14 protein-coding genes are annotated in these 15,486 nt (G+C 31.5%); all 14 read right to left on the bottom strand.

What is annotated here, in order from left to right:
• Window positions 1-19: 19 nt before the first annotated feature.
• Complete coding sequence (locus HSACCH_RS12225) at window positions 20-499, bottom strand: hypothetical protein (RefSeq protein WP_005490200.1); 480 nt, start codon at window positions 497-499, stop codon at window positions 20-22.
• Window positions 500-619: 120 nt separating this feature from the next.
• Window positions 620-2,011: an SLC13 family permease gene (locus HSACCH_RS12230; RefSeq protein ID WP_005490202.1), complete on the bottom strand. Its 1,392-nt coding sequence runs from the start codon at window positions 2,009-2,011 to the stop codon at window positions 620-622.
• Between the two features lie 118 nt (window positions 2,012-2,129).
• Window positions 2,130-2,522 carry a hypothetical protein gene (locus HSACCH_RS12235; protein ID WP_005490203.1) on the bottom strand — a complete coding sequence of 131 codons (393 nt, stop codon included), beginning with the start codon at window positions 2,520-2,522 and terminating at the stop codon, window positions 2,130-2,132.
• 119 nt (window positions 2,523-2,641) lie between these two features.
• Window positions 2,642-3,694, bottom strand: a complete 1,053-nt coding sequence (gene mtnA, locus HSACCH_RS12240; protein ID WP_005490205.1) for an S-methyl-5-thioribose-1-phosphate isomerase — start codon at window positions 3,692-3,694, stop codon at window positions 2,642-2,644.
• A gap of 19 nt (window positions 3,695-3,713) precedes the next feature.
• A complete protein-coding gene (locus HSACCH_RS12245) occupies window positions 3,714-4,667 on the bottom strand; it encodes an MliC family protein (protein ID WP_005490206.1) in 954 nt (317 codons plus the stop codon).
• Between the two features lie 165 nt (window positions 4,668-4,832).
• Window positions 4,833-6,707, bottom strand: coding sequence for a polysaccharide biosynthesis protein (locus HSACCH_RS12250; protein ID WP_005490211.1), 1,875 nt, complete (start codon window positions 6,705-6,707; stop codon window positions 4,833-4,835).
• A gap of 414 nt (window positions 6,708-7,121) precedes the next feature.
• Window positions 7,122-7,811, bottom strand: a complete 690-nt coding sequence (locus HSACCH_RS12255) for a GntR family transcriptional regulator (protein WP_005490215.1) — start codon at window positions 7,809-7,811, stop codon at window positions 7,122-7,124.
• 130 nt (window positions 7,812-7,941) lie between these two features.
• Window positions 7,942-9,045, bottom strand: coding sequence for an iron-containing alcohol dehydrogenase family protein (locus HSACCH_RS12260; protein WP_005490216.1), 1,104 nt, complete (start codon window positions 9,043-9,045; stop codon window positions 7,942-7,944).
• A 21-nt stretch (window positions 9,046-9,066) separates the two neighbouring features.
• The gene (locus HSACCH_RS12265; protein ID WP_005490220.1) at window positions 9,067-10,080 is read right to left on the bottom strand and encodes a zinc-binding alcohol dehydrogenase family protein; all 1,014 of its coding nucleotides are present in this window, start codon (window positions 10,078-10,080) and stop codon (window positions 9,067-9,069) included.
• Between the two features lie 41 nt (window positions 10,081-10,121).
• Complete coding sequence (locus HSACCH_RS12270; protein ID WP_005490221.1) at window positions 10,122-11,135, bottom strand: zinc-binding alcohol dehydrogenase family protein; 1,014 nt, start codon at window positions 11,133-11,135, stop codon at window positions 10,122-10,124.
• 29 nt (window positions 11,136-11,164) lie between these two features.
• The gene (locus HSACCH_RS12275) at window positions 11,165-12,436 is read right to left on the bottom strand and encodes a TRAP transporter large permease (RefSeq protein ID WP_005490223.1); all 1,272 of its coding nucleotides are present in this window, start codon (window positions 12,434-12,436) and stop codon (window positions 11,165-11,167) included.
• 1 nt (window position 12,437) lies between these two features.
• On the bottom strand, window positions 12,438-13,046 hold the full coding sequence (locus tag HSACCH_RS12280; RefSeq protein ID WP_160162756.1) for a TRAP transporter small permease: 609 nt from the start codon (window positions 13,044-13,046) through the stop codon (window positions 12,438-12,440).
• A 69-nt stretch (window positions 13,047-13,115) separates the two neighbouring features.
• The gene (locus tag HSACCH_RS12285; RefSeq protein WP_005490226.1) at window positions 13,116-14,087 is read right to left on the bottom strand and encodes a TRAP transporter substrate-binding protein; all 972 of its coding nucleotides are present in this window, start codon (window positions 14,085-14,087) and stop codon (window positions 13,116-13,118) included.
• A 111-nt stretch (window positions 14,088-14,198) separates the two neighbouring features.
• A complete protein-coding gene (locus tag HSACCH_RS12290) occupies window positions 14,199-15,470 on the bottom strand; it encodes a lactate racemase domain-containing protein (RefSeq protein ID WP_005490228.1) in 1,272 nt (423 codons plus the stop codon).
• Window positions 15,471-15,486: the final 16 nt, after the last annotated feature.

Raw genomic sequence — 15,486 nt, forward strand, 5'->3', positions numbered from 1 at the left:
TGGCTGTCCCTTTTAATTCTTATTTATTTTTCAGCTTGCCATCATAAAAAATATCCTGTGATAGTTCCAATTTATGCAGCCAAGACTTAACAGTTTCCTCTTCTGCTTGATCAGAAGCAAATTCATTTTGAGAAAAGTTAATAATTATTTCATCAAGCTCAGATTTCTTGATTTCTTCTTTTAAATCTTCCAAATTATGATGATCGATTATTTTTTTATCCAGCTGAAAACCATTTTCTGCTGCTATTTCAGTTATTTCCTCTAAATAATTTTTAGCATTATCTTGATAGTTATCAACAACAGATTCCTCGAGGTCATGAACTACTTTCTTGCCTAAGACTCCCACCTCAGATATCAGATGTTCAGAAAGTTTTGGTACTTTCTCAAGCATAACTGCTCTAACAAAGAGTTTATCATTTTGATTAAGCTTTTCTTTTAAGCGTTTGTTAATTTTCTTTAAACCGCAATAACTGAATAAAATCAGCATATATTTTTTCATAATTTATCCCTCACCAGTTTTAATAACTTTATTTGAAGTTAAAAGTCTTTATTATTTCATAAGACTAAACAATTCAACATAAAACATTATACCTTGATAACTTCTTTTTTTAAAGTAATATTAAATAAAAATTTCAAGTCCAATTAGCGGCCAGTAAAATTTAGCCACCAAAATGTAAATTATCCAGCCAATTACTTTAAGCAGCATCCCCCATTTTAAGGCATCCTTAATCTCATAATAACCAGATGAAAAAGCAATTGCATTTGGTGGTGTTCCCATTGGTAATAAAAAAGCTAGACCACCTGATAAAGCAACTGATAAAGTTAATAATATGGGATTGAGACTGTAGGCCTCAGCCGCACTAAAGGCTAGAGGTAAGATTACTGCCACAGAAGCTACATTGCTTACCCCCTCAGTTAAAAGAGAGGTAAAAATAGCCATTAAAACAACAAATAAAAAGGGTGATATATCTAACTGAGAAAAAAATCTGGCTGCCATCCAGTCTGTTACTCCAGTTTCCACCAGTGAAGAAGCGACTACAATTGCGCCTCCATACATTAAAATTACTCCCCAGTTCACATATTCCTCTACCTCTTCCCAGCTGATAACTTTAAAAGCAACAATTAAAATTCCTCCTAAAAGAGCAGTAACTGCTATATCTATCAAATTAGATAATACAAGCCAGCTAACAATTACAGCGACTAAAATAACAATCAATTTCTTTTCCGAAAAAGATAAGTCTCCCATTGCCTCTGATTTAGCTTTTAACTTAGTAAAAGACTTAGAAGTGTCTTTGATATCAATATCAGCAAATTTGGTAATCATAACTGCAAAAACAATTAAAAGCAGAAAAGGAATGGGCCAACTGTATTTAACCCATTCAAAAAATCCAATAGATATTCCATAATGATTTTCCAAAAGGTCAACTGCCAGTAAATTGCGAGCACCACCTAGATAGGTTGTAATACCACCAATAACTGCCCCCCAGGCCATTGTTAAAAAGAGCAGTTTACCATAGTTACTCTCTAATGGTTTTAAATCTAAACTTACCACAACTTCCAGAACAATCGGAAAAAGTAAAGCAGCAACTGCATGTGATGGCATAATTAAAGATAAAAATGCTGCTGAAAATAATATTCCATATAATAGTTTTAAGGGGCTGCTGCCGCTGGCAGATATGATTTTAAAAGCCAGTCTTGATCCCAGACCGGTCTGATAAATACCGGATGCTAAGATTAAAGCTCCCAGAATAAAAAAGATTGCTTTAGATCCAAAAAGTGAAAAAGTGTATTCGAGACTCATTACATTTAATAAGGGCAGTAAAGCAATTCCCAAAAGTGAAGTTACTGATAAAGGAAGAAAGTGGCTAATCCAGAAAGTTAAGACCAGCACAAACACTGCCAGTGCTCTCTGTCCTGCTGGAGTTAAGCCTGCCATAGTTGGCATTACTAAAAGTGTAATGAATAAGGTAATTCCAAGATATTTAATTGCTATTTTAAAATATTTAAACAAAAAATCACTTCCTTTCGCTTAAACTTTTTTCTGCAAGAAGAAAAAAACCTCCCTGATTTTCGAGTACAGGAGAGGCTGTTAAAACTGTATTTTCTATTAAACAAACCCTAATTAAAGCTTAAAAGCTTTTTATATTTTCATCTTTATTTTCAGGATTAAGTTTGATAAGATTATCAATTTTTTTATTAAACTTAGTTTGATCCAAGCTCAGGCGGACAGTTTGATTATGAATCATTTTAGTTGTATAATCTAAATCATCAAGTTGACCGCTGTGTTTTTTGAGTATTTTTTTGATATTATAAAGTTCAATATTTTGTTCCTCAAAAATACTTTCTACTTTATCAAACCTTTTGTCATGTTCTTTGAGTTTATTCTCAACTTTATCAAAACGATTATCCACTTTATCAAAACGATTATCAATTTTACTAAAATAGTTATCCATCTTATCAAAGCGTTTATCTATTTTATCAAAGTTGTTTAAAAGTTCCTTTAGAATTTTAGATTCTGACATATTTTCCACCTGCCTTCCTCCGTATTCTCCAACTAAATACATTATACCTTATTTTATTGATAATTAGCAAGATATAATACTTTAAAACTGTTCTTTTTTAAAATCTAGATAATTTATTTCTAAAAAAGTCCTTTTATCCCTTTTTTAAAAGGTGGTTTAATTATTCCTTTTTCAGTAATAATTGCTGTAATATAAGAGGCAGGTGTTACATCAAAGGCCGGATTATAGACTTTTACAGAATGTGGTGCAGTTCTGCGTCCAAAACCATTTCGGATTTCTTCACCATCTCTTAATTCGATTTCAATATCTGCTCCTGTTTTTGTTTGCAGATCAATAGTTGAAGTAGGTGCTAGAAAATAAACAGGTATCTGATATTCTTTGGCTAAAATAGCAACACCTAAAGTTCCAATCTTATTTGCAGCATCACCATTAGCGGCAATTCGATCGGAGCCAACAAGCACAGCATCAATTTTTCCTTCTTTCATCACTTGAGCTGCCATATTATCAGTAATAACTGTTACATCTAAGCCTGCCTTATTTAATTCAAAGGCAGTTAAACGAGAACCCTGCAGCAGAGGTCTTGTTTCATCAGCATAGATTTTGAAATCATAACCTCTATCAAAACCAAGATACATCGGTGCCTCGGCTGTCCCATAACCAGAAGTTGCAAGCCCACCGGCATTACAGTGAGTTAAAAGTCCCATGCCAGGCTTTAATAATTTAAGCGCATGTTCCCCAATAGCCTGATCCATCTTCTGGTCTTCTTTTAAAATATTATTACTTTCTTCTAAAAGAGCTTCTTTTATTGCTTTAACACTTTTATCTGCGCTGGCTTCAGCCTCAAATCTTTTTTCCATTCTTTTTAGAGCCCAGAACAAGTTGACTGCAGTTGGTCTGGAAGTTGCAAGATAATTACTAATTTCTTTTAGTTCTTTTCTTAATTCAGAGACTGAATCTGTCTGATACTGATTGAGACAGACATATAGTCCAAAAGCTGCTGCTATCCCTATTGCAGGAGCACCTCTGACTCTTAGATTTTTAATAGCTTCCCAAATATCTTCTCTTTGATCAAGTTCTAAATATTTTTCTTTTTCGGGTAATAAAGTTTGATCCAGGAGCACCAGCTTATCCTTAGTTTTATTCAATTTTGCTGGTATAATACTTTTAGTCATTTAAGTGCCCTCCTTTAAGTTACTGCAAATCCGCCCCACCAATATACTTTTGGCCATTGATTTTAACAAAGGCTGTTAAAGGATAAAGTCTACCATTCATTTGGTCAGTATGAATATCTTCTAAAATTTTAATTTCAAAGTCTAAAAAACTGGTGTCTATCTTATAAATTAAAGAATTACTTTTTTCTATTCTCTCTATATTTGCTTTTGATATTATAATTTTATTTGTTAAATAATCATATTGCAATTCCAGATTATTTTTATCTATTTTAAACTCCCAGTATGGCTCCTGACCCCTGGCTTTAATTACTGATTTTTCAGAATCAAGATCAGCTAAAGAAACTAAGGCAGCTTGATAATTTTTATTATCTTTTTCAATTAAAAGCTCCCGGCCTTTATTCCAGATACTTAGTTTAGAATTGGCAAATTTAGCACCTGAAGCTGTTCTCTGCTGAGGCAGTAAGTATTCTTCATTATCGATTATAACCTGGGCCAGAGAATCTAAAAACTTGACTTTTAAATCTTTTTCACCGCTAAAAGAAATAAATCTGGCTGGTAGTCTTTTAGTTAACAGCTTAATATCTTGTTGCTGCAGCAGTTCAGTACCGTTAAAAGTCTTGCTTGCAGTCCAAACCATATCTCTACCTGATTTAATTATTCCAAGCAGCTGATAGCTGCTCTTTAAATCTATTTCCTGTTGAGACAGTTTTAATTTAAAATCAATCGGAATTCCATTTTTAAGCTTTTTCTTTAAATCACTCAGAATGAGTTCAGTCTCTACTGCAGCCGGATTAACTAACATTAACCGCGCTTCTGCATCAGGCGCTAAAGCTATCATTTCTCGGTAAGATAAACTTACATTTAAATCTGCTGCCGAAGCCTGAGCATTCCCAAGTGATATTAAAAAGATTGCGATTATAATACTTAAAAGTACAAATTTCCAGTTATCCTGTATTTCTTTTAAAATCTCCATTTTCATCTTCCTCTCGTAGTTTATATTTTTATTAAAAGGGATGAGCTTTATTATAATTATATAATAACATTTTCTTATTAAAAACAATTTAAAAAGAGATTAGAAAGAAATTAAGCAGATTAATTATTAATATATTTTTATAATATCAACTATAAGTTAAAGCTTTTAGGAAGACTTTTTATCTTTTTTAAAATCTACCTTTTTAACATTATCTCTTCTTGGTTGATAAGTATTAACCAGATCAACTAAAGCAGAAATAATGTCTCGTTCAGCTGCTTTTTCTGCAAGTTCTGATAAACGCTCAAGATGTTTATTCAGAAAATCTTGATCTACAGCTTCCAGATTATTAATAAAGATTCTTTCGTGTTCTGTTGCAATATTATCTTCTGTATCACATAAAAGCTCTTCGTAAAGCTTTTCTCCAGGACGAAGTCCAATCACATCGATATCTATATCTTCATAAGGAGTTAAACCTGAAAGTGAAATTAAATCCTCAGCAAGCTCCATGATTTTAACCGGTTCTCCCATATCAAGAACAAAAACCTCTCCTCCCTGACCAAGAGCACCAGCTTGAATAACCAACTGTGAGGCTTCAGGGATAGTCATAAAATAGCGGGTTATATCCTTGTGAGTAACTGTTATAGGTCCACCATCAGCAATTTGTTTTTTAAATAAAGGAATTACACTACCCTGGCTGCCTAAAACATTACCAAAGCGTACTGCCATAAATTTAGCCTTAGAATTTTTGTTTATAGTCTGAACAACCATCTCAGCTGCTCTTTTGGAAGCTCCCATCACATTAGTAGGATTTACTGCTTTATCGGTTGAAATTAAAACAAAACGATCAATTTCAGATTCTGCAGCAGTTTCAGCTAAATTTTTGGTTCCTAAAATATTATTCTTAACTGCCTCTTCTGGACTGGTCTCCATTAATGGTACGTGTTTATGAGCTGCTGCATGGAAAACCACATCTGGAGAATGTTTCTTAAATACCTGTTCAAGTTTATTTTTATCTCTGATACTACCGATGATAGAGATTAAATCTAGTTCTGGATATTGATTTTTTAACTCTCTCTCTAAAAAATAAGTAGTGTTTTCATTTATATCTAAAATAATAATTTTTTTAGGGTTGAATTTTGCTACTTGACGACAGATCTCTGAACCAATTGATCCTCCACCACCACTGACTAAAACAGTTTTTCTTGCCAGATAAGCAGAAATTTCATCGGAAATTAAATCAACTTGATCTCTACGTAAAAGGTCTTCTACTTTAACCTCTCTAATCTGGTTTAGAGAAACATCGCCTTTTAAGATTTCATAAACTCCAGGTACAATTTCTACTGTTACATCTTTTTTATTACTTAATTCATAAAATCTTTTAATTGTTTTACCCTCTGCAGAAGGAACTGCAATGATTACTTCATCAACAGAATACTCTTCAATCAACTGTGGTATGTTCTCACTTTTACCTAAAACCTTATTGCCGTGAATCTCTAAAGACTGCTTATTAGGGTCATCATCTACCAAACCGATTATTCTTTTTCCTATTTCAGGATGTTTTTGAATCTCTCTAGTAATTATTTCTGCGGCATCACCTGCACCAATGATTAAAACTCTACTTTTTAACTTCATATTCTGATTACGGTTTAAATAATCTTTTAATACTCTCAAACCAAAGCGCATTCCACCCAGCAGAAAGATATCTGTCATTAAATTAATCGCAATAATGCTGCGGGGAAAACCAACTCTGAAGAAATATATATATATTACAAATAGAGTGTTAATTATAATAGTTGCTTTAAAAATAGAATAAAGCTCTGACATGCTGGCATACTGCCACATCTTGTTATAAAGTGAGGAAAAATATAAAACCAAAAATGAAATAACCGTTATTGCAACTAAGTAGTTAATCTGAAAGTATTGCATCCAGCCGTCGTCAAAGCGGAGGATAAAAGAAAATAGTACTGCCAGATTGATTAACACAAGATCAATAATAATTAACCTCGGCTTTTTGTATAATTTTAATAGATATTCAATCATTTATAACTCAACTCCCAATAAAATAAATTACTCCCTGTGAATAGCTATCTATATTATATTGTAATATCTTCCATAATTCAATTGTTTCGACACAGTTCGGCATTAAAAATTTCTATTCAAATAATATGTTATGTAGCATACCATAAGAAAAAACCTGACTAGTTGTCAGGTTTTACAATCAAGCTTTATTTTCGTTTATTATCCCCAAACTTTCAAAAGAAATGAGGTATATGCAGTCACAGTACCTGCAGCAACTCCGACTTTTGCAACATTTTTCATTACTTTTTTCATTAATGATCATCCTTTCTTATTTTCTTATAAAGTTATAAAGTGATCTTATAATAAGTTTATTATATATTATTTTTTTAATTTGTCAATTAAGACAGTTATAAAACAAATTATCTATAATTTATTTTAAGAAACAAAATAAGCAGGGAATTTTCCCTTTAATACTTCTAGATCTTTATAAACATATTCAATATGATTTTTAACCATTTTTGTAGCCTTTTCAATATCTCTTTCTTCAATAGCTTTTATTAATTTTTTATGTTCATCTAAAGTATCTCTAGTTCTTAAATCTAAATCAAGTTTTAATTTTCTAATTCTATGATAATCAAAACTGAAATCATTTATTAGTTCCCAAGTATATTTAAAACCATTTCCCAAAAAGAAATATTCGTGTAGCTTATTATCATGATAGCTAAATTCCTTTAATCGCTCATTGTCTACCGCTAATTTTTGATTTTTAAAATTAGAATCTAAAAAAATAAAATCTTTTTCAGTAAAATTATTACAAGCTCTTTTTACCGCCTCAGTTTCTATAGTTGAACGAAGAAAAACAGATTCTTTTACTCGTTCTAAATCTATTTTTGATATATATGTTCCACTCTGAGGATAAACATCAATTGAACCTTCACTGGTTAATCTAGATATTGCATCTCTAATTGGGGTTCTACTCATTTTTAATTTTTCTTCTAATTCTGATTCTTTAATACGTAATCCTGGTTCTAAGTTTAAATCTAAAATATTACTTTTAATAACTTTATAAGCTGTTTCTTTTGCATTAAACTTTTTTAAATCTTCATTAATCATTAATTCATCCATAAAATTTTCCTTTCTTTAAATCTAAAATAATATTTTGATTTTAATCGTCTTATATTAATTATATAATAAGAATCAGCATTATTTCAAAAAATTTGATGATTTATTTTAACTTTTTAATATTGATCTAAACTTATCCTTTTTCAACTTCATTCATAGCTTCAATTATCATCTCTTCAGTTACTTTAATCGGCATCTTGAGCATTACTGTATCATTGACCGATTTAGCTGCTATTTTTTTAAGGTTTTTTTCTGTAAAGGGTAGTCCTAAACCTTTAAAAGATGGAACTAACCCCAGTTGATTAAAGAAGTCAATAACATCATCTATATATTCCTGAGATTTATCTTCTAAATAGAGCTGGACAATAATTCCATAACCAACTTTTAAACCGTGTAAAAGTTCGTGCGACTCTGAGATTGCAGTCATCCCATTATGAATTCCATGTGCAGCTGCTCCCCGAGAAGTATTCTGACCCAAACTCTGAATAATTGTGGTCAGATAAATATTTAAATCAATAATCTCTTTTAATTCCAACCCTAATTCATTATTCTCACACTGTTCAACTGCGGTAGTTGCCTGATTTCGCATCTTATTATACAAAATTTCAGCCAAATTCATGGCAACAACTGTTTCCAAACTCGGATTTTCTATTCCGCTTTCTACAGCCTTACCCTCATACCATTTGGCAAGTGAATCTAAAATACCAGACTTTAAATATTTAGCCGGTGCCTCCGCAATGATCTTAGGATCAACCATTACCAGCCTCGGGTTTTGAGTCATAAAATAATCTCGTTCAAATTGACCATCTTCTGTATAAACAACCGCAAAAGCTGAACCTGCAGCACAGGTAGCGGCAATTGTTGGTACTGCTGCAACAGGAAGTCTAAGATCTTCAGCAGCTGCTTTAGCAGTATCAATTGCTTTTCCACCACCAACTCCAATGATCAGATCAGCATTCATCTCCTCCGCTTTTTCCTTTATAATATTTATATTTGACTGGGAAACCTCACCTTTAAAAACATTTTTCTCCCAGTAAATTCCGTATTCATCTAAGGAGTCAGTTAACTCTTTTTCTGCTGCTTTAAGTGCCCTAACACCACCACTGATTAAAACCCTTTCTCCCCATTCACTGACATAGGCTCCGGCCTTTTTTAAAATATCTTTTTCATTGATATACTGTGCTGGTGCAGCCTGCAGATAGGCAGTCTGAGGATCTAAATAAGCTTTTTTAGTCATTTTTTTCACCTCTAATATTTTTTATAGTCTTACATTAACCTTTAAATAGTTTCCTGGATTTTTTTCAATATCTTTAATGGTTTTAGGAATTTCATCTAAATCAATTATTTTTGTTAAAACAGCTCTTGCATTAATTTTATTATTATAAATCAAATCAATAGCCTCTTCAAATTCATTGACACTTGTCCTTCCACCTCGAATATCTAATTCTTTTTTTGTTATCATTCCAGTTGGTAGAAGAGTGCTTTCTTTAGGCCAACCAGTGAAAACAATTCTCCCAGCAAATGAAACTTGTTCTATAGTATTTTTTATAGCTTGATTTGAACCTGATGCTTCTAGGACAACTTCAGCCATTCTCCCATCTGTAATTTTAGAAATTTCTTCTAATTCATTTTTTTTAGTTATGTTAATAATATGTTCAATTCCAATTTTTTTAGCAAAATCAAGTCTATCTTGAACAACATCTAATAATATTGGAGTTGCATCATATTGCTGTGCTGCCATAGCCGCTAATAATCCAATAGTTCCTGCTCCATTTATCACAATATGCTCTCCTGCTTTTAAACCACCTCTATGTAAACCATGTAAAGAAATTGTTAATGGTTCAGCTATGGGTATTAAATCCCACTCCATATCATTTGGTACCTTTTTAAGCATATCTGCTGGATGAGTTAAATATTCGACCATTCCTCCATCAGTTTGAACCCCTAAAACTTCTAGATTTTCGCAAGAGTTAGTTCTTCCAATTTTACATGGATAACATTCTCCACAATATAAGTAAGGATCAACTATTACTTTATCTCCTACTTCTATACCTTCATTATTTTCTGGTATGGAAAGCACTTCTCCTGCTAGTTCATGGCCTATAATTCTAGGGTATGATACAAGTTGGTTTGCTCCTCTAAAAGCTCCAATATCAGATCCACAAATTCCAGCAGATTTAATTTTCAAAAGAGCTTCACCTTCTTTTGGTTCTTTTCTATCAATATTTACTATATCAATTTCATATGGTTTATTAATTTTGACTGCTTTCATTTTTACCACCTCATTATTAATAATTGAATTAAATTATAATACTAATTAAATTTTATTAAAGATTTTAAACTAATGTCCGGATTCTTTAATTTATCTTCAAAAGCTTTTTTAGCTTCATCAATTTCATATACTTTAATTTCTTTCAATAAAGAACTTAAATCAACCTCTTCTAATAGTTTGGCAACTTTACCAAACATATAATTATTCAAACGAGAACCTAAAAAATCAACTTCTTTTTTAATTAATTGAGATATTGATATTGGAACATCTTTATCAACAATCCCTAATATAACAACTCTTCCAGCTGCAGATGAATAATAAATAGCTTCCTTAATAGTCTGTGGCAAGCCAGCAGCTTCAATAACTACTGAAGCTCCTTCATTATTTGTTAGTTCATTTATTTTCTTAGCTAAATCTTCTTTTTGGCTGTTAATAACATGATCTGCACCCATCTTTTTTGCTAATTCTAGTTTAGAATCATCTATGTCTGTTGCTATCACCGTAGCTCCTTTATATTTAGCTACAATAGTTACCATTAAGCCTATAGTACCTGTACCAATAACTAATACAGTGTCATCAGAACTTACATTTGCTCTATAAGTTGATTCAAACCCAACAGAAAGTGGCTCTCCTAATGCAGCCAGTCTGGGATCAACCCCTTCTGGTACTTTATAAACATTGTTTTTAGGAACAGAAATATATTCTTGAAAACCTCCATCTGTATGCGCTCCAAATACTTTAACGTCTTTACAAACATTATGTCTGTCATTTCTACAAGCATAGCATTTACCACAGTTTAAAACGGGATCGATTAAAACCATATCTCCTTTTTGAAAAGCTTTTGAACCATTATTGTCTTCTATATATCCAACTAATTCATGTCCTAAAGTAATTGGGAATTGTACAAAAGGTGACTCTCCTTTATAGGCATGTAAATCAGATCCGCACACTCCCCCATATTTTATTTTAATTAATAGTTCATCATCCTTAACATTAGGAACTTCTTTATTTTTAATTAGTAATTTATTTGGCTCTTTAAGTACAATTGATTTCATTATTTTCCCTCCAGGTATTATTTATAAGACTAATAAAATACTGACGGCAGCCATAAAGAAATTTGTGGAACAAATGCTACCAACAATAATACTAATAAAATAGTAATCAAATAAGGCATATTTGCCCTTGCAATTTTAATAATTGACACTTTAGAAATACTTGATGCGACAAACAAACAAACACCTAATGGTGGAGTAATTAATCCTACCATTAAAGCTAAAACAGCCATAACTCCAAAATGTACTGGATCCATACCGATTAATGTAGAAATTTGGAACACAATTGGGAAGATTACTAAAATAGCAGCTACTGTTTCCATAAATGTCCCAATAAAAAGAAGTAATAAGTTAATTAAAATAATAATTAAAATTCTATTTTCAGTAACTGACAAAATTAAATTAGCAACCATTTGCGGCACATGCTCTATTGATAAAATCCAAGCAAATAAAGAAGCTAAGCCAACTAAAACCATTACAGAAGCAGTAGATACTGCTGAATCTAAAAATGTTTGAACCAATTTTTTAAAAGATATTGTTTTATATACAAAGACTCCTAAAATCAAAGCTATAACTGCTCCAATTGAAGCTGCTTCAGTTGGTGTAAATATACCAAAAACAATTCCTCCAACCATTATTATCGGTAAAATCAAAGGTAGTATAGCCCCTCTTAAACTTGTTAAAATTTCATCAAATGTTGCCTTTTCTCCGCTAGGATAATCTCTTTTAACTGATAAATAATAAGTCATCCCCATTAACGCAATCCCTAATATTATACCCGGTATAGCACCAGCTATAAATAATTTACCTATTGAAATACCTAATAAACTACCAGTTAATATCATTGGCATACTTGGTGGAATAATTGGGCCTACAATTGACGAAGAAACTGTAACCGAAGAAGCAAACTCAGCATCATAACCATCCTCCTGCATTGCAGGGATCATGATTGCACCAATACTGGCAGTATCCGCTAAGGCAGTGCCAGATATACCAGCAAATAACATACTTACCCCAACATTGGCTAATCCAAGTCCTCCTTTAATATGACCTAGAATACTATCTACTAGTTTGATTAATTTATTAGTTATTCCACCATTATTCATCAGTGCTCCTACTAATAAAAATAACGGTATACTTAGTAAAGACCAACTGTCTATTCCAGCAAATACTTTTTGTGCTACTACTGAAAGTGGAAAGGGGCTGGAAGTAACTAACCAGGCGAGAGAAGAAATTCCTATTGTAAAAGCAATCGGCATTCCAATTAACATTAAGATCATCATTGTTCCAAATAATATTAGCATCTTAGATATCCTCCTTCCCAGTTTTATTTTTGTGCATCAATTCATCTGCTTTTTCTTCTTCTAATTTTCTTATTTTTTCTTCTTCAGATACATAATAAATCAAATGTTCATCAGGAGTTGAAACCATTACTTCTTCATTCTTTATTAATGATTTTATTGTTGCTAAACTATCCAAAATAATAAATAAAAGCACCAAAAAACCTAATAGAGGTAAAGAAAAGTAGATATAGCTCATAGAAATTCTCATTGCAGGTGTTAGTTGGATTTTAACTTTCAACATTAAATCATAACCATATTTTAAAATTATATAAAATAAATAGCCAGTCATTATATTAAACAATAAATCTAAAACTTTTTTTCCTCTAAAAGGTAACATCATATAAAAACTATCCATTCCAACATAAGCTTTTTTTTCAATTGCTAATCCACCAGCAAAAGCAATGATATAGATAAGAATAAATCTAGCTAATTCTTCTGTCCATGAAGGAATAGTCATATTAGGCATATACCTTGCTATAACCTGATATGTTACTACTACTAACATTGCAAACAAACTAAATGCTGCTAATGATTCTGTAGTATAAAACAGAATCTTTTTAAGCCGTTTCAACATATTTCCCAACTCCTTATGTAATTACAAAGTGGGGAATTACCCCCACTTTGTAAAATAAATTCAGTTTTATTCTACTGCTTCAATTCTTTCATATAAGTCAATATACTCTGGAAACTCATCATAAACTAAATCACTAACTTTACTTCTAAAGGCATCATTGTCTACTTCAATAAATTCCATACCTTTTTCTTCTAAGCTAGCACGCAATTCATCTTGCTGCTCAAAAAATAACTCTTGATGATAATCATGAGCTATATCAGCAGCAGTTAGTACTGCTTCTTGCTGAGCTTCAGTTAAATTTTGGAATTGATCTTCTCCAATTACAAAATAAATCCACTGACGAATATGACCAGTTAAATTTACATAATCTTGTACTTCATAAAACTTAGCACTATCAATTAATGCTAATGGATTTTCTTGTGCATCCATTACACCCTGCTGTAAAGCTGTAAATACTTCAGAGAAAGCCATTGGTGCTGGGTTAGCTCCGATTTCTTGCCATCCTTTAATAAACCAAGGCACATTAGGTACTCTCATTTTTAAGCCTTCAGCATCTTCAGGGGTTCTAATAGGTCTATTAGTGGTTAGATATCTCGGACCTCTTTCGAACCAAGTTAAAACTCTAATATTAGATTTATCCAAAATATCTTGCTCAATTTCCTCACCAATTGGTCCATCTGCAACTTTTTTAATATGTTCACTATCTCTAAATAAATACATTGCACCTAAAATACCTACCTTAGGAGCCCAGTTACCAAGAGTTTCACCAGTAATTGTCATATCTGCAATAGTTCCTGTTCTGATTCCTTCTAAAGTTTCTCTTTCAGAACCAAGAATTTCATTTGGAAAGACCTCAACTTGCACCTCACCATCAGTTCTTTCCGCTACCTCTTCCGCAAATTTTTCAGAAGCTTTATGCCACAAATGATCAGTATTTGCTAGATGGCCAATTCTTAAAGTGGTTTGAGCCATAGCAGGAACAGCCACCATCATCATAATTAAGGATAACAATACTATACTTTTAATAGATTTTCGCATTAATTTTTTCCCCCTAAATTTTAATTAATTAATTTTTGATTTCAAATAAATATCTACCGAACTGACTATTCTTAAAATTCACCTCCTTCAAAACATAATAGTATTAATATATTAAACAACCCATAATCCAGTTGTTGGATTATCAATATAAAATATTTTCTCTCCAGAATCTAATTTATTAAAACCGTAATCAAATTCTTTAATTTTATATTTTTCTAAAGCCTCTTGTAAAGGTAAATAATTAAAATTAGCTTTTTTAACTTCCGCTTCAGTTAAATATTTTGTAGAAAAAGTTATTTTAAATCTATTTTCTGATGAACCATGAATCAAATGTGCTGCTGCAGATAAATTATCTTGAAGTTCCTTGTTTTCTCTAACACTTTCTAATGTATTTTCAGTACCTTGATAACCATACTTTCTAATCAATCTATCGAATTCTTTATCTTCTCCAAATTTTTCTATTCCGGGAGCAATTATTATTAATTCTCCATCATCAGCAATTGCTTTTCTAGTCCTATAAATAGCCTTACATCCAATCCAGGTACTGTGAAATTTTTTTTCATCTAAATATACTACAACTTTTTTTAGTGGTTTCCCTGCTTTAATAATATTTTCTTTTTGGCTTAATTTTACTGCTTTTTCATAGACATCACGTTCTTTTCCTATAAAAATACCTTTTATATCGGTCAAAGATGTTTTTGGATTGATTTCAGTTGAATTTACAGTAAGCATATATATAATTGGTGCATCGCTTAAATATTTTTTTTGACAATGGTCATATAGTTTTCTTACAGAAGTATTTCCTTTTCCTAGTACTTTTTCTATTCCTGTAAGTGCTCCCAAAAAATGAGATTTGTTTATTATCTCTTCTCCTCCACAACCAACCACAATATTTTTAGTATAATTAGCCATTCCAACTACTCCATGTGGAATTACCTGACCTATAGATAAAATAATATCATATTTATCATCAAAGATTATTTTATTTATTCTAACCGGTATTGCATCAGTCATTTTATCATTAGACAATTCTCTAATTAGAGATTCTGATATCTCACCTACTTTTATAGTATCTTCTCTCCATTTATGTACAATAAATCTGTCTAATGGAATTTCATTTCCAAACATTTCTATAAGATCTTGCTCTTTCATTTCATCATGTGTCCCGAGTGCAGGCATTATATCAATATTATTAATATAATCTTTAATCATTTTATATAACTTAGAGGTTATATTTCCAATTCCAGAATGTTTTCTTGTAATATCCGGTGGAATAATTAAAATATTATCGTACTTTTTTAATTTTTCAGATAGTTCAATTAATATTTTATCTATTTCTTCTTCGGTTAGATATCCAGATTCTTTTATTAAAGGTTTAACCATTTAAAAATTCACCTCA

The sequence above is a fragment of the Halanaerobium saccharolyticum subsp. saccharolyticum DSM 6643 genome (genome assembly GCF_000350165.1).
In the GTDB taxonomy this organism is placed as follows: domain Bacteria; phylum Bacillota; class Halanaerobiia; order Halanaerobiales; family Halanaerobiaceae; genus Halanaerobium; species Halanaerobium saccharolyticum.